Source organism: Lichenibacterium ramalinae (assembly GCF_004137085.1).
Taxonomy (GTDB): Bacteria; Pseudomonadota; Alphaproteobacteria; order Rhizobiales; family Beijerinckiaceae; genus Lichenihabitans; species Lichenihabitans ramalinae.
In genome coordinates this window covers 289,736-308,839 of the sequence record NZ_QYBC01000002.1, presented here as the reverse complement: position 1 = coordinate 308,839, position 19,104 = coordinate 289,736, and the positions used below count along the sequence as shown (strand labels likewise).

The 19,104-nt window shown below is 69.0% G+C and carries 16 protein-coding genes; 7 read left to right on the top strand and 9 right to left on the bottom strand.

The genetic code is table 11. The features are described 5' to 3' along the window. Nucleotides 1-34: 34 nt before the first annotated feature. From D3272_RS03725 to D3272_RS03715, 3 genes are all read right to left on the bottom strand, one after another. On the bottom strand, nt 35-640 hold the full coding sequence (locus D3272_RS03725) for a helix-turn-helix domain-containing protein (RefSeq protein WP_129217782.1): 606 nt from the start codon (nt 638-640) through the stop codon (nt 35-37). Between the two features lie 601 nt (nt 641-1,241). Further along, complete coding sequence (locus tag D3272_RS03720) at nt 1,242-1,472, bottom strand: hypothetical protein (RefSeq protein WP_129217781.1); 231 nt, start codon at nt 1,470-1,472, stop codon at nt 1,242-1,244. A gap of 410 nt (nt 1,473-1,882) precedes the next feature. Then, the gene (locus tag D3272_RS03715; protein WP_129217780.1) at nt 1,883-2,092 is read right to left on the bottom strand and encodes a cold-shock protein; all 210 of its coding nucleotides are present in this window, start codon (nt 2,090-2,092) and stop codon (nt 1,883-1,885) included. Between the two features lie 311 nt (nt 2,093-2,403). On the opposite strand from D3272_RS03715, the gene D3272_RS03710 reads away from it, so the two are divergent. Then, a complete protein-coding gene (locus tag D3272_RS03710; protein ID WP_129217779.1) occupies nt 2,404-3,642 on the top strand; it encodes an oxalate decarboxylase family bicupin in 1,239 nt (412 codons plus the stop codon). A 94-nt stretch (nt 3,643-3,736) separates the two neighbouring features. On the opposite strand, the gene D3272_RS03705 is transcribed toward D3272_RS03710, so the two are convergent. Then, nucleotides 3,737-4,234, bottom strand: coding sequence for a YciE/YciF ferroxidase family protein (locus D3272_RS03705; RefSeq protein WP_165361204.1), 498 nt, complete (start codon nt 4,232-4,234; stop codon nt 3,737-3,739). 136 nt (nt 4,235-4,370) lie between these two features. Then, nucleotides 4,371-4,766: a YidH family protein gene (locus D3272_RS03700; protein WP_129217777.1), complete on the bottom strand. Its 396-nt coding sequence runs from the start codon at nt 4,764-4,766 to the stop codon at nt 4,371-4,373. Between the two features lie 291 nt (nt 4,767-5,057). Here D3272_RS03700 and D3272_RS03695 point away from each other — a divergent pair, with 291 nt between their 5' ends. From D3272_RS03695 to D3272_RS03680, 4 genes are all read left to right on the top strand, one after another. Then, a complete protein-coding gene (locus tag D3272_RS03695; RefSeq protein WP_129217776.1) occupies nt 5,058-5,705 on the top strand; it encodes a LysE/ArgO family amino acid transporter in 648 nt (215 codons plus the stop codon). Nucleotides 5,706-6,189: 484 nt separating this feature from the next. Then, nucleotides 6,190-6,558: a hypothetical protein gene (locus D3272_RS03690; RefSeq protein ID WP_129217775.1), complete on the top strand. Its 369-nt coding sequence runs from the start codon at nt 6,190-6,192 to the stop codon at nt 6,556-6,558. 285 nt (nt 6,559-6,843) lie between these two features. Beyond that, on the top strand, nt 6,844-7,209 hold the full coding sequence (locus tag D3272_RS03685; RefSeq protein WP_129217774.1) for a hypothetical protein: 366 nt from the start codon (nt 6,844-6,846) through the stop codon (nt 7,207-7,209). Between the two features lie 69 nt (nt 7,210-7,278). Next, nucleotides 7,279-8,742, top strand: a complete 1,464-nt coding sequence (locus D3272_RS03680) for a P-loop ATPase, Sll1717 family (protein ID WP_129217773.1) — start codon at nt 7,279-7,281, stop codon at nt 8,740-8,742. Here the strand turns inward: D3272_RS03680 and uvrB are convergent, their stop codons facing one another. From uvrB to D3272_RS03660, 4 genes are all read right to left on the bottom strand, one after another. Continuing rightward, entirely contained in the window at nt 8,743-11,601 is a 2,859-nt protein-coding gene (uvrB, locus tag D3272_RS03675; protein WP_129217772.1) for an excinuclease ABC subunit UvrB, read from the bottom strand. It lies immediately after the preceding gene. A 61-nt stretch (nt 11,602-11,662) separates the two neighbouring features. Next, nucleotides 11,663-12,544 (bottom strand): DMT family transporter, encoded by an 882-nt coding sequence (locus D3272_RS27155; RefSeq protein WP_165361203.1) that lies wholly within the window; start codon nt 12,542-12,544, stop codon nt 11,663-11,665. Then, a complete protein-coding gene (locus D3272_RS03665) occupies nt 12,541-13,878 on the bottom strand; it encodes a chloride channel protein (RefSeq protein WP_165361202.1) in 1,338 nt (445 codons plus the stop codon). Before D3272_RS03665 ends, D3272_RS27155 begins: the two co-directional genes overlap by 4 nt. Before the next feature lie 145 nt (nt 13,879-14,023). After that, a complete protein-coding gene (locus tag D3272_RS03660) occupies nt 14,024-16,198 on the bottom strand; it encodes a GumC family protein (protein ID WP_165361201.1) in 2,175 nt (724 codons plus the stop codon). A gap of 151 nt (nt 16,199-16,349) precedes the next feature. Between D3272_RS03660 and D3272_RS27150 the strand changes: the two genes are divergently transcribed. Both D3272_RS27150 and D3272_RS27145 read left to right on the top strand, forming a co-directional pair. Then, nucleotides 16,350-17,951: a hypothetical protein gene (locus tag D3272_RS27150; protein ID WP_165361200.1), complete on the top strand. Its 1,602-nt coding sequence runs from the start codon at nt 16,350-16,352 to the stop codon at nt 17,949-17,951. Further along, nucleotides 17,948-19,096, top strand: a complete 1,149-nt coding sequence (locus D3272_RS27145) for a glycoside hydrolase family 5 protein (RefSeq protein ID WP_165361199.1) — start codon at nt 17,948-17,950, stop codon at nt 19,094-19,096. Before D3272_RS27150 ends, D3272_RS27145 begins: the two co-directional genes overlap by 4 nt. The last annotated feature ends 8 nt before the right edge of the window (nt 19,097-19,104 follow it).

Genomic DNA, 19,104 nt, shown 5'->3' with positions numbered 1-19,104 from the left:
CGCGAGGCCCATCCCGCCGTCGCCGCGAGCGCCCTTACAGCAGCGGCGGAGTGTTGACCCAGAAGATGCTGGCGCGTGTCTGGCCGATGTTGCGAAAGCTGTGCGGCTGGTCGGAGCGGAATGCGAAGGCGTCGCCGGCGCTCAAACGGTGGGGGCGGCCGTCGATGAGCAGTTCCAGCTGACCGTCGAGCAGGTAGCCGGCCTCCTCGCCGGCATGGCGGTGCTCGCCGGGGCTGGACGCGCCCGGATCGACGTGGAGGATGCTGCACTGGAGGGCATGCTCGCCGCTGTCCGGGATGACCTTCTCGACCGTGATGACGTGACCGGCCTCGACCGCCACCGCGGCGGCGGGACGGTGACCCGACCGGGCGATGACGGGCTCGCGCCCGTCCCGGTCCTCGAACATCCAGCCCATGCCGATGCCGAGCGCCTGGACGAGCCGGTTGAGCATCGGCAGCGAGGGATAGGCCTTCCCGTTCTCGATCTTGGACAGCAGACTTTCGGAACAGCCCGCCGCATCGGCCAGCACCTTGAGCGTCATGCCGCGCATATGGCGCGCCAGCCGCAGGCGCGTGCTCAACCGCTCGGCCGTGCGGGCGTCGAGGGTATCGTCGAGAGGCCTTCCAATCGTTCCGTGCATCGGCTGTCCTCTTAAAGGAACTGTTTTAGGTAATTTGCATCTCTTCGCTAGCTTACGATAATTTTTGGCTCAAACCAACTTAAGATATCGTGAATCCGCAATTCGGCTTCCAGCAAACGATGGATTTTCGGCGCTGGGAACACCGATATGCGGCGTCTGGTCTCATCTCCACGCGTCTGTCCTGGCGCTCAGCCCGTCTCGACTTGAATGGTCTGCAAGGCTGTTGCACTGCGGTAGATCGGCGGCGGCGGCAAAGGCCGGCTGTCGCCTTCCCATACGGAAGTCACGGCGCTTCGGCGCGGACCCGTGCGGTGTCGAGGGGGCTTGCCGTCGTGGCCGGACGCGGTCGCCCTTCGGCGACGCGGTGGGGCCGATGTGGCGGGCGATGACCGGAGACACCGTTCGGGCCGGAAGGGCGAGGTTGCCGGTCCGCCATGGCGTCGGGACGGGATGCGACGGCGCTTCGGGGCCAGTCAGGCCGATGCGAAGGCGGACCGACCGTTCAGGCTTGGATGCGGGTGGCTGTTCGAGGGTTGCCGCGGGTCGGCCCCGGCGTGGCCTGCAGGAACCGGTCCCGCCTTGGGGCGGTGTGTCGCCGGTGTCAAAGATGGCCGGAGCGGGGCCGACGCTCGGACGGGCGAGCCCAACGCATCTCTTCACCGATCCACAGGCCCGCGACGGCGCCGGCGAGGCAGATGCAGAGCAGCGAACCGGTCAGCGCCGACGGCGTGATGGCGAACGGCCCGCGGTGCAGCGCCAAGCCGAGGGCGACCGTGCACCAGGCGATCCCGGCCCAGAGGACGAGCGATCCGACTGTCGCGATCTTGAACATGACCCGTTCCCTCCGACTCACCGCGCCGGTTTCTTCAAGATGAACCGTACATGACCATCGTGGAACGTGGTTAACCGAGGGTCAACCGGGGTGTGACAATGCTGCCTGTCAAAATCGCCCGGAGGACGCCGAAGCGCCTGCGGCTCGTGTCCCGGCGTCGTCGCCTGGACGGCAGATGCGGCCCGGTGCCTCCGCGCCGCGGGACCGGGGCGGCATGACGAGCCGGAGATCAGGGTGGGGCGCCTGTGAATCGCAGGCCGACAGGCCGGGGCGAGGGCCGACCCGAAGGGAAGGGTACACGCACGAAAAAGGGCCGAGACCAGGTCTCGACCCTCAAACCATCAGACCCGAAACGTCCTCACCGGTGCCAGTACATCCGTGGTCACCAGGTGGACGTCAGAGTCGCGATATCACTCGGCCTGCAGCTTGTCGGCGGACATCTTGCCCGAGCGACGGTCGGGAACCAGCTCGTACGAGAGCTTCTGCCCGTCCGAAAGGTTGCTCATGCCGGCGCGCTCGACGGCGCTGATGTGGACGAACACGTCCTGGCCGCCGTCGTCGGGCTGAATGAAACCGAAGCCTTTGGTGGCGTTGAACCACTTCACTGTACCAGTGCTCATGATGAACTCCTGTCTGCGTGAGGAAAGGGCCGCCACGCGCGGATGCGCGGGACGACGTGAGATCGACAGTGATAGGAGAGGTCATCAGCTTGCGCGAGGACTTGAGAGTGCCTCAGCGCCATGGCTTGAACGTACAGCCTAAGATCGATGGCTTGTTGATAGGCCAGCCGTTTGCCGGCGTCAAGCTCGATTTGCGACTGCCGCGGTCGAAGGCGGGCTTCGGGGGCCGGCGGAGCCCGCGCGAACTCGCGTCCGCACCTCGCGTTGATCGGTTCACCGGCCGCCCGCGGCCGTCCAACTCCGGAACCGTCATGGACCCGATCACACGCCGAACGATGCTGGCCGCGACGGCCCTCACCGGGGCCCTGGCGGCCAACGGCGCCGGTGCCGCCCCGACCGGTGCCGCCCCGTCCGGCGACGTCCCGCAGCCCGTCGACGGCCGCCGGGGAGCGCCGGACCTCGGGCCGCGCAACCTCGGGGCGGACCGCGACAACCCCGACCTCCTGGCCTCCCCGGTCACGGATTCCGGCAAGGTCCCCAATCTGAAATGGCCCTTCGGCCTGAGCCACAATCGCCTGCTGGAGGGCGGTTGGGCGCGGGAAACCACCGTGCGGGAGCTGCCCGTGTCGACCGCCATGGCGGGCGTCGACATGCGGCTGCTGCCCGGCGCCATCCGCGAGCTGCACTGGCACAAGGAGAACGAATGGTCCCTGATGCTGAACGGCAGTGCCCGCATCACCTGCGTGGACGAGGAAGGGCGCAACTTCATCGCCGACGTCCGGCAGGGTGACCTGTGGTACTTCCCGTCGGGCCTCCCCCATTCGATCCAGGCGCTCGACCAGGGCTGCGAGTTCCTGCTCGTGTTCGACAACGGCGCCTTCTCGGAGGACAGCACGTTCCTGATCTCGCAGTGGTTCGCCGGCGTCCCCAAATCCGTGCTGGCCAAGAACTTCGACGAGCCCGAGAGCGCTTTCGCCGACATCCCCGCCAAGCAGCTCTACATCTTCGACGCCCCGCTGCCCCCGCCGCTCGCCGCCGAGGCCGTCGCCAGCCCGGCCGGCAGCGTGCCGAACCCCTTCGTGTTCCGCATGGCCGACATGCCGGCGCGCCCGTGCCCGGGCGGCAGCGTCCGCATCGTCGACAGCACCGTCTTCAAGGCGTCCGAACATATCGCGGCCGCCTATGTCGAGATCGAGCCGGGCGCCATGCGCGAGCTGCACTGGCATCCGCGCTCGCCCGAATGGCAGTATTACATCTCCGGCCGGGCCCGCATGACGGTCTTCGCTTCCGGCGACAACTCCCGCACCTTCGACTACCAGGCCGGGGACGTCGGCTACGTGCCGCAGACCATGGGGCATTACATCGAGAATACCGGAGACGAGCCGGTCCGCTATCTCGAGATGTTCGTCGGCCCGCGCTACACCGACGTGTCGCTCGAGCAATGGATGGCGCTGATCCCGCCCGCGCTGGTGAAACAGCACCTCCACCTCGACGACGCCGCCATCGCGCGGCTTCGCAAGCGCAAGGGCATCGTGGTCAAGGCCGGGTGAGGCCGGCCCTTGCGGCACGCCGCGCCGGCCGCCGCCGACGCACTCGCGCGGCGGCGCCTCGACCCTGGGGCCGGCCGGGGCGCGCCGGCGAGGCTCAGCTCGCGGAACTGGCCCGCGCGTTGGCCATGGTCTCGGCGATGCCGGTCATGTGCTGGTCGGCCGCCTTCATCTCGTCCGCCATCCCCTTCAGCGTCGCGGCGTCCTCGGTGAGGCCGAGATGCTTGGCATTGGACGCCAGCGTGCCGTAGGCGGCGATGAAGTAATGGGTGGCGATCTGCGCCGCCGCCACGACGCTGGCTTCCCGCACGCCCGGATCCTGCGCGGCCTGGATCATCTGCTGGCTGCCCTTCTGGATCCCGTCCATGAAGGCATTGGGCATGCTGCCCGGGGATGCCCCGGCGCCCTGCAGCAGCCGGCCCAGCGCCTCGGCATGCTGGCCGAACACCTTCGCGCCACCCTCCATGATGGTCTTGACCTCGGGCGGCACGCCTTGGGCCTGCGCATGGCTCGAAGCCGCCTGTCCCTGGTCGGCGGCCGTCTTCACCGCCTGGAGCCCCTGCACGTACCACGCCTTGAAAGCTTCGCTCGCCATGATGCCGTCTCCTCGGCCGGTGAACGGGATCGTTCGTACCGGCACGGGACTCCAACGTGGGCGACCGGTGCCGCTTCCCGCCGATGCAACATCGGGACGCAGGACAAAGCCGCGCGTCCGGCGCATCCGCCCCGGCTCAACCCTGGAGCCGCTCCAGCACCGTATAGGCGAGGTAGAGCGACAGGGCCGTCCCCACGAGGGTGAGGAGCCCGGCGAGGACCAGGTCGAGGCGCGTGCCGTCGCCGCCCGCCAGGGTTTCGGGACTCTCGATGGCCCGGGCGGTCTTGCGGAAGCGGACGGCCGCCAGGACCATCACGGCGGCGCCGAGGACGATGAGGAGCAGGCCGGCGGCATCGGCGGCGAGCTGGCCGGCCCGCGACGGGACCCGCCCGGCGAGGGACTTGTCGGCGATGGCGAGGAACAGGTCGAACTTCTCGACGAGGAAGCCGAAGGCCATGATGGCGATCGCCGTCCGCACCCAGGCCAGGAAGGTGCGCTCGTTGGCGGCGTGCTCGCGGTATCGCTCGATCATGCCGGGCCGGGTTCCTTCGGGCGGCGGCGTGACTGCGCGGCCGGTCTGCGCCGGGATAGCGCTTGCCGGTCTCGGAGTCATGGGGAACCGCCCGCCCGGCCCTCGAGGAGGCGGGCCATCGCCGGCGAGCGCTTCCGGGTTCGCAGGGCGCCGTCGCCCGCCCGCGCGGCACCGGTCCGCTTCGTGGCCGAGATCTTTTTGTCGCCGCGCCCCTTGACTATCGCCGCGACCCTTGCGTTCCGGCGCGGCTTTGGCCGTAATGGCGGCCTGCATCGAAGTCCGGGGGCGACGATGACGCTGCTGCAGCTGCTCGAAGGAAGTGCGTTCTGCGCCGGCATGGCGATGGGCACGGCATCGATCCTGTCGGTCGGGCCCAACAACGTCACGCTGATGCGGGAAGGCCTGTCCGGCGGGCGGGTCGGGCTGGTGGCGACGGCCGTCTGGACCAGCCGCCTGATCCTGCTGGTCATGGCCCTCGCGCTGACGGAAAGCATCGCCGAGCGGGGCGCCGCGCTGCGCCCCATCCTGTCCTGGCTCGGCCTCGTCACCCTGTGCTGGTTCGCCTTCTCGTCGCTGCGCGCCTATTTCAACGCCGACAGGCAGATCCGCATCGGCGGCGTCGAGCGTGAAAGTACCGCGGACTGCCTGCGGCGCGTGCTGACCATCTTCTGGCTGAACCCGCTCACCTATGTCGAGATGCTGTTCATCCCCGCCACGGTCGGCGGCAGCTTCCTGCTGCCGATCTGCCGCGCGCTGTTCATCGGCGGCCTGATCGTCATGGCGACGGCCTCCTGCTACGGCTACGCCTTCGGCGGGCGGCTCTGCGAACCCCTGTTCAGGCGCAAGAACATGCTGCGCATGTTCGACCTGACGTCGGGCATCCTGCTGTCCTTCATGGCCGCCCTGATGGCGCTGGCGCTGGTCTTCAAGCCGGTCTGAGGCGGCGCGCCGGGGTTCTCGGTTCGACCCGTTCGCCGGGCTCCTCGGGCCGCCCGAGCGCCGCCCCCATCCCCTGCGCCAGCGGCTCACGCCCGAGTCCGGCTTCTCCGGCATTCGGGAGCCAGCACGACCGTGACGTTCGACGGTCGGGCCGGGACGCCCGTGGCTCCCCGGGGCGATCGCGCTGCCAGGTCGCCCAACACTCCGTTGCGCCGCGCGTATGGCGCAGCTTGTCCTTCCACATGGCCTTGAAGACCTGGAACATCGACCGGGGCAAGGCCATGAATCCCTCGCCCATCGACCAGGACGCCGCCGGGACCTGGGTTGTGCGGCTTCCCGACATGCCATAGACCTCCGCGCCGGCGCCGGCGCCGGCTCGGGCTCGTGCGGCTTCGGCCGCGGGATCGGCTCGCGACGCGCAACGGAGGGCAGGGTGCCTTGATGGGCGACGACACGGACCTCGACCGCGGGACGCCGGCCTGACGTGCCGCACGCCTGGTGGATCCACGTCACGCTGGCCCTCGCCACCCTCGGTGGCTGGACGCTGCTCCTCGCGCTCCCCTGGCTGTCCGGGGCCGCCTGGCCCGGCATCGGCCTGCGCGGCAACGTCGAGCGGGCGACGCTGTTCTTCCTCGTGGCGGCCGTCACCCGCGCCACCATCACCGACCACCAGACGCGGTGGCAGATCACGGCCCTGGCGAGCGCTGCCCTGCTGCTGGAGGCGGGCCGGGGATGGACCACGGGGCGGTCCGGCGGGCTCGCGGGTTGGCTGTCGAGCACGGCCGGCGTGGTCGTCGGTGCCGTCCTGCTCCGGCACGTCGCCCACACCTATTTCTGGCGCTGGGGCTGGTGAGGCAGCTCGGCGGCAGGGCCGACATCGCGTCGCGGGCAATGGCGAACAGATCGGTGTTGTTGGAATGGCTCGGGGTGAAGCGGCGGTCACCAGACATCATATCGAGCACCGCGTCATTCCACGGGCCGATACCTTCGATCGAGCGTAGGGCGCCGTGGCTGCGCGCCCCCGTCCCGCGGCCCCATCCGGCAAAGCAGAGTGGCTTAGACCGAATCGTTGAAAGATCACGCAGCCACGGGTGAAGCTCGGGGTCGGGATAGAGCCACGCCTGTCGAGGCAGGACCCATGCGCGAACTGACCCTCCACGTCGCCGCGGACGGGCTGGAGGGCGTCGTTAGCGAGGCGATCGCGAGGCCAGATCGCCTAACACTCCGTCGAGCTAAGCGGTTTCGCGGCGTGTGTAGCTCAGCTTCACTTCTTGTGCTTGAAGAGAATGGCGCGGACGTCCTCGTCCGGGGAGAAGTCTACTTCGTCGGCCTCAGCTTATGCGAGGTCAACCTTCCCTTCCGGTGTGAGTCGGTTGACCGGGTCGGGCTTGCCCGCAGAGAGCAGCATGCCGCGATCTCGTCGTGCTTCTGGGGCAACAGGTCGCCGGTGCAGCTTTTCCTCCAGCGGGTGCTGGTGAGGAGCAGCGCCAAAATTCTCTCTTGAGTCTCTGCTTGTGCTCTCGCCTACCTGGGTTGGCCCTGATACAATGAGGACTACAGGAGCGACGAGAATATGTCTGGAAGCATCTTTAAGCTCAGTTCAATAGAAACATTCGGCGATGTTGCTGCCGAGGAAGATCTGGTTCTTGATTACTTTCTGTTTACTAACGCTGTTGAAAGCATCAGTAAGGGGAAATCTTTTCTTGTTCTTGGCCGTAAGGGAACTGGAAAAACGGCAATTGTCCGTCATTTCACTGAGCGGTCACAAGGTCGATTCTCAAAAGCGTTGAATCTTCGGGGTTATCCCTGGAATGTACATGCACAAATTGTTGATCATGGTGCCTCAGACATTGAGGCGTATGTCGCTTCATGGAAGTACATTGTCGCAGTCGAAATAAGTGCATTGGTTCTATCACATCCAAGTGTGAGCCTCAGTATTGACGCGCCGCTATTGCGAACGTTCCTCATTGACAATTATGGCGGTACATCGCCGCAGCTCTCAGACATACTACGTCCGAAAAAATTGAAGCTCAGTAAAGCTTCTTTCCAACCCGCGATTATGGGTAATCAGATTGGAGGGATCGAACTGAGCCGAACAGGGAAGGATCATCAACTTGGTTTGGAGCTGAGCGCTCTAACTAACGCCATCATGGCTTGCGTACAAAAAGTCATACGGGAAGCTAAAATCTCATCTCTCAGCTTGCATTTTGATGAACTCGATCAAGGATTGTCGAGATTAGATGAGTCCCGTACTAAAATGCTTGTTGGTTTGATTCTTGCTGTTCGAGAATTAAGGATAGAAAATAAAAAATCGGGTAGCCCAATTGACTTGATTGTATATCTAAGATCAGACATTTGGGAGGATATGCAATTTTCCGATAAAAACAAAATTAGCCAAGGTCTCTCTTTGAGTCTTGAATGGAATCCGGAAAGCCTTCTTCAATTAATCGAGGCGAGGATTCACGCCAAAACGGGATCGACTCTTGGCTGGCATGGTCTGATAGACGAAGTTCTTATGCGAGGCTCGCAGTCTAAATGGAATCATATACTAGCTCGCACATTTTTGCGTCCCAGAGACGTTATTCGCTTTCTTAATACCGCACTTATTACCGCGAAAAAACGCGACACAAACGCGGAAAAATTCACGAATAAGGACATCGTTAAGTCGCGTGATGAATATTCGTCTTATCTGAAGTCAGAGCTCGATGATGAGATACGCCCTCACTGGCCTTATTGGGACGAAGCTCTGCAGGCGTGTTCTGCAATCAGTACGCTGACGTTCGACGTGGAGCAGTTTGAGCGGGAATATAAAAGGCGAAAATCACCAAAAAACGAGACAGACTTTCGAGAGGCCCTTGCATATTTGTATAGATTCTCTGTCCTTGGTTATGAAAAGAGGAGCGGCTATGGAGGTCGGACCTGGGCATTCCAGTATACAGATCCTGAAGCTGGCTGGGACAATGCTGCTACTCAGTTCAAGGTTCATCTTGGTTTGAAGGAGTATGCAAAACTGCGGGAGGAAAGGCAGCCCTATTAATCACTTCCGCCCCCGCCCCTTGCGCCAGTTGCTCACCCCCGGGTCGGGCTTTTCCGGCCGAGCGAAGCCCTCGGCTCCCGCCGGCGCCTCCTCGCGCCCCGGGCCCATCTCGTCGAGCCCCGGCTTGCGGCCCCGCCCCGCCGCGCCCGACCCCGCGCCCCGCGCCGGACCGGCTTCGCCGCCCCCGAAATTGTGCGGCCCCATATCGGCGTCGCGCGGCTTGCGCGGACCCCCCGCCGCCGCCGGCCGCGCCGACCCGCCCCGCGGCGCCATCGCCCCGGGCCGCCCCGCCGTCGAGCGGCCCATCCCGGCCGGCAGGTTGGCGGCGGCGCCGTAGCTGCGCTCCCCGGCGTAGCGCCCCGCCTCGCGCTCGATGTCGGCCTGCCGCGCCATCGGGTCGGCGCCGATCATCAGGTCGGTGGCTTCCAGGCGCTTCAGCTCGTCGCGCAGCCGCGCGGCCTCCTCGAATTCAAGGTTGGCGGCCGCCGCCCGCATACGCTTCTCGATGTCGGCGATCGCGGCCTTGAGGTTGTGGCCCATCAGGGCCTCGGGCGCCGCCATGCCGGTGTCGACCGTGACGTGGTCGGCCTCGTAGACGCTCTGCAGGATGTCGGAGATGCCGCGCTTGATGGTAGCGGGCGTGATGCCGTGGGCGGTGTTGTAGGCTTCCTGCTTCTCGCGGCGGCGCGCCGTCTCCGCCATGGCGCGGTCCATCGAGCCCGTCACATGGTCGGCGTAGAGCACCACCTTGCCGTCGACGTTGCGGGCGGCGCGGCCGATGGTCTGGATCAGCGACGTTTCGGAGCGCAGGAAGCCCTCCTTGTCGGCGTCCAGAATCGCCACCAGGGCGCATTCCGGGATGTCGAGCCCTTCGCGCAGCAGGTTGATGCCCACCAGCACGTCGAAGGTGCCGAGGCGCAGGTCGCGGATGATCTCGATGCGCTCGATCGTGTCGATGTCCGAGTGCATGTAGCGGACCTTCACGTTGTTGTCGTGGAGGTATTCCGTCAGGTCCTCGGCCATGCGCTTGGTCAGCACCGTCACGAGCGAGCGGAAGCCCTTGGCGGCCGTGTCGCGGATCTCGCCCAGCACGTCGTCGACCTGGCTGCGGGCGGGCCGCACTTCGACCGGCGGGTCGATGAGGCCGGTCGGGCGGATCACCTGCTCGACGAAGACGCCCTGGGCGCGCTCGATCTCCCACGGGCCCGGCGTCGCCGACACATGCACGGTCTGGGGCCGCATGGCGTCCCATTCCTCGAAGCGCAGCGGGCGGTTGTCGAGGCAGGAGGGCAGGCGGAAGCCGTATTCGGCCAGCGTCGCCTTGCGGCGGAAGTCGCCCTTGTACATGGCACCGATCTGCGGCACCGTGACGTGGCTCTCGTCGGTGAAGACCAGGGCGTTGTCGGGCAGGTATTCGAACAGCGTCGGCGGCGGCTCGCCCGGCTGGCGGCCGGTGAGGTAGCGCGAATAGTTCTCGATGCCCTGGCACACGCCCGTGGCTTCCAGCATCTCGAGGTCGAACAGCGTGCGCTGCTCGAGCCGCTGGGCTTCGAGCAGGCGGCCCTGGGCGAAGAGCTGGTCCAGCCTTCCCTTCAGCTCGGCCTTGATGGCCTTGATGCTCTGGATGAGGGTCGGCCGCGGCGTGACATAGTGCGAGTTGGCGTAGACCTTGGCGAACTTGAGGTCGTTGGTCTTCTTGCCGGTGAGGGGATCGAACTCCTGGATCGATTCGATCTCGTCGCCGAAGAAGGAGAAGCGCCAGCCCCGGTCCTCGTAATGCGCCGGGAACAGTTCCACGGTGTCGCCGCGGACCCGGAAGTTGCCGCGGGTGAAGTCCGGCGTGCGCTTGTATTGCAGTGCCACGAGGTCGGCGATGAGCTGGCGCTGGTCGATCCTGTCGCCGACCGAGACCGTGAAGGTCATGGCCGTGTAGGTTTCGACCGAGCCGATGCCGTAGATGCACGACACCGAGGCCACGATGATGACGTCGTCGCGCTCCAGCAGCGACCGGGTGGCGGCGTGGCGCATCCGGTCGATCTGCTCGTTGATCGTCGACTCCTTCTCGATATAGGTGTCGGACCGCGGCACATAGGCCTCGGGCTGATAATAATCGTAGTAGGAGACGAAGTATTCCACGGCGTTGTCGGGGAAGAAGCTCTTGAACTCGCCGTAGAGCTGCGCCGCCAGCGTCTTGTTGGGGGCGAGGATGAGGGCGGGGCGGTTGGTGGCGGCGATGACCTGGGCCATCGTGAAGGTCTTGCCCGAGCCGGTGACGCCGAGCAGCACCTGGTCGCGCTCCAGGCGCGCCACGCCGTCGACCAGTTCCGCGATGGCGGTGGGCTGGTCGCCCTTGGGGTCGTATTCGGAGGTCAGCTTGAAGTCGATGCCGCCTTCCGACTTCTCCGGCCGGGCCGGGCGATGCGGCACCCAGGGCCGGGCGTTGAGGCGGGGGTCGCCGGCCTTGAGCAGCTGTTCCAGCACCTCGGCGGTGGCGGCCGCCCCCGTGACGCCGCGCGCCAGCTGGATGGTGCCGCCGCCGTCGCCGGGCGGCCCGGGCTCGAAGCGCGCCTGGGGCGCTTCCGCGAAGCCGGCCGGGCGCGTCGGCTCCCGGTCCGGCACGGCGGCGGGGGCGCGGTTCTCGTTGAGGGCCGGGTTCAGCAGGGCGGCGAGATGCTCGTCGAGCGGCTTGAGGTCGGGCCGCCCGGCCTTGGGGGCGGCGCCGCGGCCGGGCTTGCGCGCCTTGGCGGCGTCAGGCGCGGCCTGCGCGTCGGCAGCCGCCGCTGCCTTGGCGGGCCGGCCCGGCTTGCGGGCCGGGGGGGCTAGGGTCGTGTCGGCGTCGGTGGGGCGGGCTCTCGGCATCCTTGCAATATGGGGGCAGGGCGCGCGCGTGGGAAGGCGGCGGGGCGCCTCACACGGGGTCTCACGGCACGGGCGCCACGGCATCGGCGAGCGGGCGTCCCCGCATCCGTTCCCGCGCGAAGACCACGAGCCCGCTCGCCACGATGATGGCCGACCCCGCCACCACGCTCGAACCCGGCACGTCGCCCCAGATGACGAGGCCCAGCACGGCGGCCCACACCATGGAGGCATATTGGAACGGCGCCAGCAGCGACGCCGGCGCCATGGCCAGGGCTCGCGTGATGCACACGAAACACCCCATCGACACGGCGCCGACCAGCCCCATGAGCAGCACGTCGAAGGCCGACGGCGTCGCCCAGCCGGCGGGCGCCAGGACGGCGCCGAAGAGGCCCGTGCCGAGATATTGCCAGGCCGTCAGCGTCAGCCAGTCGGTGCGGCGCAGGCCGCGCGTCGTCGTGATGGCGCCGGCGAACATGGTGGCGCCGAACAGCGCCACGAGCGCGGCGGGGGAAACGGCGGCCCCCGTGGGGCGCAGCGCGATCACCACGCCGCAGAAGCCCAGCAGCACGGCGCCCCAGCGGAAGGCGCCGATGCGCTCGCCGAGCAGCAGGGCCGACAGCGTGGTGATGATGAGCGGCGCCGCGAGGTAGAAGCACATCACGTCGGCGAGCGGCAGGCTGCGGGTCGCGTAGTAGAACCCGAAGCTGTCGCCCGCCATGCAGGCGAGGCGCAGCGCGTGCAGGCGCCACTGGTCGCGGATGTCGAGGTCCGGGCGGCGCAGCGCCAGGAGCGGCACCAGAACGGCCGCGGCCCCGAGCGAGCGGAGCGCCAGGATCTCGCCGACCCCGTAGGTCCCCACCAGCCACTTGCCGAGCGCGTCGTTGACGGCGAAGAGCAGGACGCCGAGCGAATAGAGCGCGATGCCGCCGCCGGCGCCCGTCACGGCCCCGGCGCCCGGCCGTCCTCCGCGACCGGCACCGGCATGTAGCCGCGCGACAGCGTGTGGTAGACGCCGTGCGGGTAGACGAGCTTGGACACGGCATTGGCCAGGATGGCGCAGATCATGATGGGGATGACCAGGGCATGGTTCTCCGTCATCTCGTCGACGATGACGAAGGACGTGATGGGCGCCTGAACCACCCCCGACAGGTAGGAGGCCATGCCCAGGATGGTCAGCACCCCGATGGGCGTCATCGGCAGCAGGCCGTGGAGGTTCTGGGCGAGGCCCGCCCCGACGGCGAGCGAGGGCGCGAAGATGCCGCCCGGGATGCCGCTGATCGAGGACAGCACGGTGGCGCAGAACTTCAGCACGCCGAAGCTGTCGGGCGGAGCCGTGGTGCCGTGCAGGATGCCCTTGGCCTGTTCGTAGCCGGTGCCGAACACCGTGCCGGCGCTGCCGGCGCCGCAGAGCGCCACGCCGAGGCCGCAGAGCCCGGCGAACAGGATGGGGTGGCGCTTGACGAAGTGCCCGGCCGCCCCGGGGAAGCCGCGCCCCGCCTCGATCAGGAGGCGGCTGAAGACCCCGCCGCCGAGCCCGCCCGCGATCCCCACCACCGGCACGGCCAGCCATTCGATGCCGAACGGCATGACGTCCGGGGTGCGGCCGAAATAGGTGTAGTCGCCCACGAGGCCGAGCGACGTCAGGCCCGCCGCGATGACGGTGCCGAGGATGAGGCCGCTGGTGCGCGCCTCGAAGGAGCGGCTCATCTCCTCGATGCCGAAGATGATGCCGGCCAGGGGGGCGTTGAAGGCGGCCGCGATGCCGGCGGCCGAGCCCGCGATGAGCAGCCCGGGCTGGCGGTGGGGCGCGAGGCGCCCGAGCGCGTACATGACCGAGGCCCCCACCTGCACGGTGGGGCCTTCGCGGCCCGACGAGGCCCCGCAGGCGAGGCCCAGCACCAGCAGCACGATCTTGCCGACCGCTACCTTGGGGCTGACCAGCGGGTTGCGCAGCGCCGGGTCGTCGATGCCGTGGGCGGCGATGACCTGCGGGATGCCGCTGCCGCCCGAGTTGGCGAAGTAGCGGCCCGCCAGCCAGGCGGCGAGCGCGAAGCCGAGCGGCGTCACCAGCAGGGGCGCGGCGGGGGCGCGCGCCGCGAGGCCGGCGAAGAGCGCCTGCGCCTCGTCCGCCAGCTTCGCCATCAGCACGGCGAGGGCGCCGACCGCGATGCCGCCGAACAGGAACATGGCCCGGCGCTTGAAGCGCGGGAGCCAGATGCGGAGCGCGCGGAGGCGGAGGCTGCGCCGGAGCGAGCGGCGGCGGGAGGGCGGGGACATGAGGCCCATTACCCCAGCGGCGCCCCGGCGCCAAAGGAAGTTTCCGCAGCCGTCCCCCGCGACGTCCCGCGCCGGTGGGAAACCGGCCCGATGCTCTGGCCCGTCGCCCTGGCCGGCCCGGGTCGGCGACCGGGCCGTCGCGGCCTCAGGCGGCCGGCCGCACGGCGGCGCGCTCGCGCGTCGGCGTGAGCGCCGCGCCGGTCTCGTAGCGGGCATAGCGCGTGGGGTCGACCTTGTTGAAGACCAGCGTCACGTCGTCGGGGCGCAGCCGGTCCAGCGCCGCCACGATGTCGGCGCCGGGGGTGGCGTCCCACTCGACCACGACCAGCGACAGGTCGGCCGCCGCCGCCAGCGTCGTGGCGTAACCGGCCTCGCGGATCGCCGGCCCGTCGATGACGACGACGTCGAAGCGCTCGCGGCAGGTGCGGATCGCCGCCGCGAGCCGCCCGGCGCCGAGCGTGCCGTCCAACGATTCGGGCCGCGTCGCCCGGCCGCCGCCGAAGGGCAGGCGGGTCAGGCCGAGGTGGGGGACGTCGATGAAGCCGCGCTCGGGGGAGCACCCCTGGGCGACGACGTCGAGCAGGCCGAAGGGCGTCGTCGCGGCGACCTGCGAAGGCAGCGAAGCCTCGAGCAGCAGGACCGTCTCGCCCACGTTGGCCAGGCTCCGGGCGAGGTTCCGGGCGACCGTGGTCTTGCCTTCGCGCGGCCTGGCCGACGTCACCAGGACGACGCGGCCCTGGCCGCCGCCGGGCGATGCGATGCGGCTGAGATCCCCCATCCAGGGGCCGAGATCGGGGGACAGGGAGGGCGAGGGGGCCGATTGTGCCGTGCCCCTGGCGGGGACGCGCGGCAGCAGGCCCGACACCTCGACGCCGACCGCCTTCTCGGCGCCGCGCCGCGTCAGCAGGGTCCGCCGGCCGGCCTCGCCGGCGAGCGCGGCGAGGCAGCCGGCGCCGAGCCCCAGGATGGCGAAGATGCCGACCAGCACCGGGAGCTTCGGCCGGCTCGGCCGGGCCGGCGGCAGGGCCTGCGACACCACGCGGACGTCGGTGGGCGTGAGGCCGCGCAGTTCGGACAGCTGCTTCTGGCGGTCGAGCAATTGTTCGTAGACGGTGCGGTCGGCTCGCGCTTCGCGATCGATCTCGTCGAGCCGGACGCGGTCGCTGCCCTGGCGTCCGCTGTCGCCCTGCGCCCGGCGCAGGTCGGCCGTCAGGGTGGCGACGCGGCCCGCGGCCTCCTGGGCATCGCTGCGCGTCGAGGCGACGATGCGGCCGGCTTCCGCCGAGATCTGGCGGCGCAGGTCGTCCACCTGGGCGGCAAGGCTCTGCACGCCGGGATAGCGGTCGCCGTAGATCGACCTCTGCTCGGCGACCTGGCGGGTCAGCCGGGCATAGTCCTGGCGAAGCCCGGTCAGCACGGCGGACTGCAGCGAGCCCGGCAGCCGGTCGGGGCTCGCCGTCCCGGCCCGCGCCAGTTCGTCGATCCTCGCCTTGGTCTCGGCGGCGCGGGCCGTCGCCAGCACGAGCTGCTGGTTCAGCTCGGCGATGCGGCGCTCCTGCAGCGTGCCGCCCTGGCCCGCATCGGTGATGTTGAGCTTGGCCTTGAGGGCCGCCGACGCCACTTCGGCCGTGTGCAGCCGCTCCCGCAGGGTGTCGAGCTTCTCGTCCAGGAACGCGGCCGCATCGGTGTTGGAACTCGAGCGCAGGCGCGCCTGGTCCTCGGCCAGCATGCCGGCGACGGTGTTGGCCAGGGCGGCGCTCCGCTCCGCATCTTTCGTGACGGCAGTGATGTCGACCAGGTAGGTGGTGCCGCGCCGGCCGATCTTCAGCCGGCCCCGCAGCTTGTCGATCGTCGCCGATCGGCGGACCGCGTCGCTGGCGCCCAGGCCGGCATAGTCCGGGTCGGCCATGAGGTTCATGCGGTCGACGACGCGCCCCAGGAAGCCGTCGGAATTGGCCACCTGCACCAGGCTCTCGATGGCGATCGTGTCCGGGCCTATGTTGGCCAGCACGTCCTGCGTCTGCGTCACCTTGACGTCGCGCGGATCGATGATGACCAGCGCTGTCGCCTCATAGCTGTTCATCAGGAGGATGCACCCGCCCACCCCCGCCGCCGTGGCGGCGAGGGCGACGACCAGGATCCGGACGAGGTTGCGTCGCAGGAACAGCAGGATGGCGGCGACGTCGACGAGGCCGCCCGGCAGGCGGGGGCTGGTCGCCTCCTGCCACAGGTCCAGCGCCGCCGGGACACCGAGTGCCGTGGCGGCGGTCGGTTGACTCGCGGCCCGGAAGTTGGTCTTGGAAAGGCTCAGACGGGTCACGGACAACCTCCGAACCCAGCCATAGGCCGAGTTCGTGCACCGACGGTTAAGCGGGCCGCCCGGTGCCGAGCGGCGCGTCGATATGGTGGACGATTCACCCTGTCTCCGGGAGCGTGGCGACGCGCCGGCGCGCCAGCGGTAGTGTGGCGGCATGAGCCACAGCGTGACCCACCTGCGCGATTCCGGTCAGCGCCCGCGGCGGATGGCCGCCACGGGGCCCACGGCCCTCGGGATCCTGCAGGACCAGGGCTTCATCGTGCTTCTGGCGCTGGTGATGACGGGGCTGCCGGTCGCCCTGAACTTCCTCGGCCAGAACCTCGCCGTGGGCATCTGCCTGACCCTGGCCATCGTGGTGGCGTTGCGGTTCGAGCGCGCCGTGCCGACGGTGCTCATCGTCTGCTACATCTTCCAGACGACCTTCGTGTCCTATGCTTCGGCCTACGTCGCCGACGTCAGAAGCCTCGATCCGATGAAGAGCTACAACTTCGTCACCACGGTCGGCGTCTGGATCGTGCTGGCGGTGCGTTTCGTCCACCTCTTCGGGACGACGTCGCCCTTCGTCCGCCGGCTCACCCTGTGGAGCGCCGTCGCGCTGGCCGTCGCGGTCTGCTACTACGTGCCGGGCCTGCTCTACGACGCCCGCGGCGCCACCATCTACCTCCGCAACATCGTGTTGCCGCTGATGCTGTTCCAGATCTGCGTGAACGTCGGGTCGCGCCACCCGTTCCACCTCGACACGGTCGTGGTGCTGATCCTGACGACGCTGCTGGCCTGCGGCTATTTCGAGCTGTTCTTCATCGAGCGCTGGCTCGACCTGACTCATGGCTGGAGCTACCTCGACCTCGGCTTCGCCGACCGGCGCGCCAGCCCCATGACGGTGCGCGAGGCCAAGGAGACCGGTGCCGTCGTGGGCACCGCGCTCGACCTGCTGAAGACCAACCTCCTCAACTCCAACCTGTTGGGCGACCTCGGCACCGTCACCCGGATCCAGGGACCCAATTTCCACCCCATCAGCTACGGCTACGTCCTGTCGACGATGGCGGCGCTGGCGGCCGTCCAGGGCTATTGGCTGCTGATCGCGGCGGCCGTGCCGCTGATGATCGTCGTCGGGGCCAAGGGCGCCATCGTGCTGCTGGTGGCCTCCGTCGCCTTCGTCGCGGCGGCCCGGGTCAGCCCGTCGCCCGCGACCCTGTGGGCCTTCGTCGGCATCATGTCGGTCTATGCCGTCCTGGTGTTCCGGTCCGGCATCGCGGCCGGCGACTACCACGTGCTGGGGCTGCTCGGCGGGCTCTCGGGCTTCGTCGGCAATCCGCTCGGGCACACACTGGGGCAGGGCGGCAACCTGTCGGTCGCCTTCGCCGAGATCGACTTCCAGAAATACCAGAAGGCCGGCCAGTCGGACCTCGCCGTGGAAAGCGCGATCGGCGTGCTGCTGTACCAGATGGGGGTCTGCGGCTTCGGGCTGCTCGCCGTCTACGGGTGGATCTCGGCGCTGTGCTGGCGCCTGTTCCGGCACTTCCGCCTGCCGAGCCTCGCCCTGGCGACGGCGCTCATCGTCGTCACGCTGTTCAACGGGCTGTTCCAGGAAGAGGCGATGTTCGCCCCCCTGGCGCTCGGCCTCGTGATGCTGGTGGTCGGGCTGACGCTCGGTGCCGTCGATCGCCGGATCGCGCCGCTGGTGGCACCGTTGTCGACGCCCCTGTCACGACCCTTGTCCGACCGCCGCCGCAGCGCCCCGGCGGTCGGCCCGTGACGCGCCGCTTCAGCCGCCGCGCCGTCCTGCCGCTGCTCGGGGCGGGCGCCCTGGCGGTGCCGCTCGGTGCGGGCCGCAGTGCCGCCGCCGAGGCGCCGGGCGTGCCGGCCGGGCGGGTCGCGGCCCTGGCACGGGGCTTCAACCTCCCCGATCTCGTGCCGGCGACGGCCGTCCGCGAGAACCTCCCGGCGCTGCTGGCGCAGCTGCGCCGCGACGGCTTCAGCCACGTCAGGCTGCCGGTCCGGGCCGAAAGCCTGTCGCCGACCTTCTCGGGCACGGCATCGCGGTCCGCTGCGCTCGACGACCTCGATGCGGCCTTGGACCTGCTGCTCGGGCAGGACTATGCCGTCAGCGTCGACCTGCACCCGGGCGGCGGGCTGGGGCCGCTCTACCGGCGCGACCCCGAGGCGGCCCTCGCCGCCGTCGTCGGAGCCTGGTCGGCCATCGCCCGGCGCCTGGCGGGGAGGCCGGCCTCGCATGTCTTCGCCGAACTGCTGAACGAACCGCCGACGGGCGACGACGTGTGGCGCCCGCAGGCCGTGCGCCTCGCCGCCGCCGTCCGCGACCTCCTGCCCGACACCACGCTGCTCGTCGGCCCCGCGCCGTTCGAGCGCGTCGACGCGCTGGCGGATTGGCGGCCCCTGGCGGACCGGAACGTCGTCTACGTCTGCCACTTCTACGATCCGATGGCCTTCACCCACCAGGGCGCCACCTGGGACAGCGGCGGGCCCTACGGCGCCTATGCGGGTCTGCCCTTCCCCGCCGCGCTGCCCGAGCCGGCCGTGCAGCGCGTGCTGGCCGGGCTGCGCCGGGCCGGGCGGCGGGACGACGAGGACGCGCTCCGGGCCTCGCTCGCCCGGCCCTGGACGGTCGCGGCGGTGGATGCGGGCTTCGCGGCCGTCGGGACCTGGGCCCGCGCCCACGGCGTGCCCGCGGTGCTGAACGAATTCGGCGTGCTGCGGGCGGTGGCGCCCCGGCAGGATCGCCTCGCCTGGCTCGCCGCGGTGCGCCGGGCGGCCGAGGCCAACGGGCTCGGCTGGGCACATTGGGATTTTGACGAGGGCTTCGGGCTGGTGGTCGACGGCCGGCCCGATCCCGGCGTCGTCGCCGCCCTCATCGACCCGGGGCGGCGGCCCCGCGGCTGACGGTCGGC

Coding starts and splice junctions, on each gene's coding strand:
- D3272_RS03725 (WP_129217782.1), bottom strand. CDS start 640: ATGCACGGAACGATTGGAAGGCCTCTCGACGATACCCTCGACGCCCGC.
- D3272_RS03720 (WP_129217781.1), bottom strand. CDS start 1,472: ATGTTCAAGATCGCGACAGTCGGATCGCTCGTCCTCTGGGCCGGGATC.
- D3272_RS03715 (WP_129217780.1), bottom strand. CDS start 2,092: ATGAGCACTGGTACAGTGAAGTGGTTCAACGCCACCAAAGGCTTCGGT.
- D3272_RS03710 (WP_129217779.1), top strand. CDS start 2,404: ATGGACCCGATCACACGCCGAACGATGCTGGCCGCGACGGCCCTCACC.
- D3272_RS03705 (WP_165361204.1), bottom strand. CDS start 4,234: ATGGCGAGCGAAGCTTTCAAGGCGTGGTACGTGCAGGGGCTCCAGGCG.
- D3272_RS03700 (WP_129217777.1), bottom strand. CDS start 4,766: ATGATCGAGCGATACCGCGAGCACGCCGCCAACGAGCGCACCTTCCTG.
- D3272_RS03695 (WP_129217776.1), top strand. CDS start 5,058: ATGACGCTGCTGCAGCTGCTCGAAGGAAGTGCGTTCTGCGCCGGCATG.
- D3272_RS03685 (WP_129217774.1), top strand. CDS start 6,844: ATGCGCGAACTGACCCTCCACGTCGCCGCGGACGGGCTGGAGGGCGTC.
- D3272_RS03680 (WP_129217773.1), top strand. CDS start 7,279: ATGTCTGGAAGCATCTTTAAGCTCAGTTCAATAGAAACATTCGGCGAT.
- uvrB (WP_129217772.1), bottom strand. CDS start 11,601: ATGCCGAGAGCCCGCCCCACCGACGCCGACACGACCCTAGCCCCCCCG.
- D3272_RS03665 (WP_165361202.1), bottom strand. CDS start 13,878: ATGTCCCCGCCCTCCCGCCGCCGCTCGCTCCGGCGCAGCCTCCGCCTC.
- D3272_RS27150 (WP_165361200.1), top strand. CDS start 16,350: ATGAGCCACAGCGTGACCCACCTGCGCGATTCCGGTCAGCGCCCGCGG.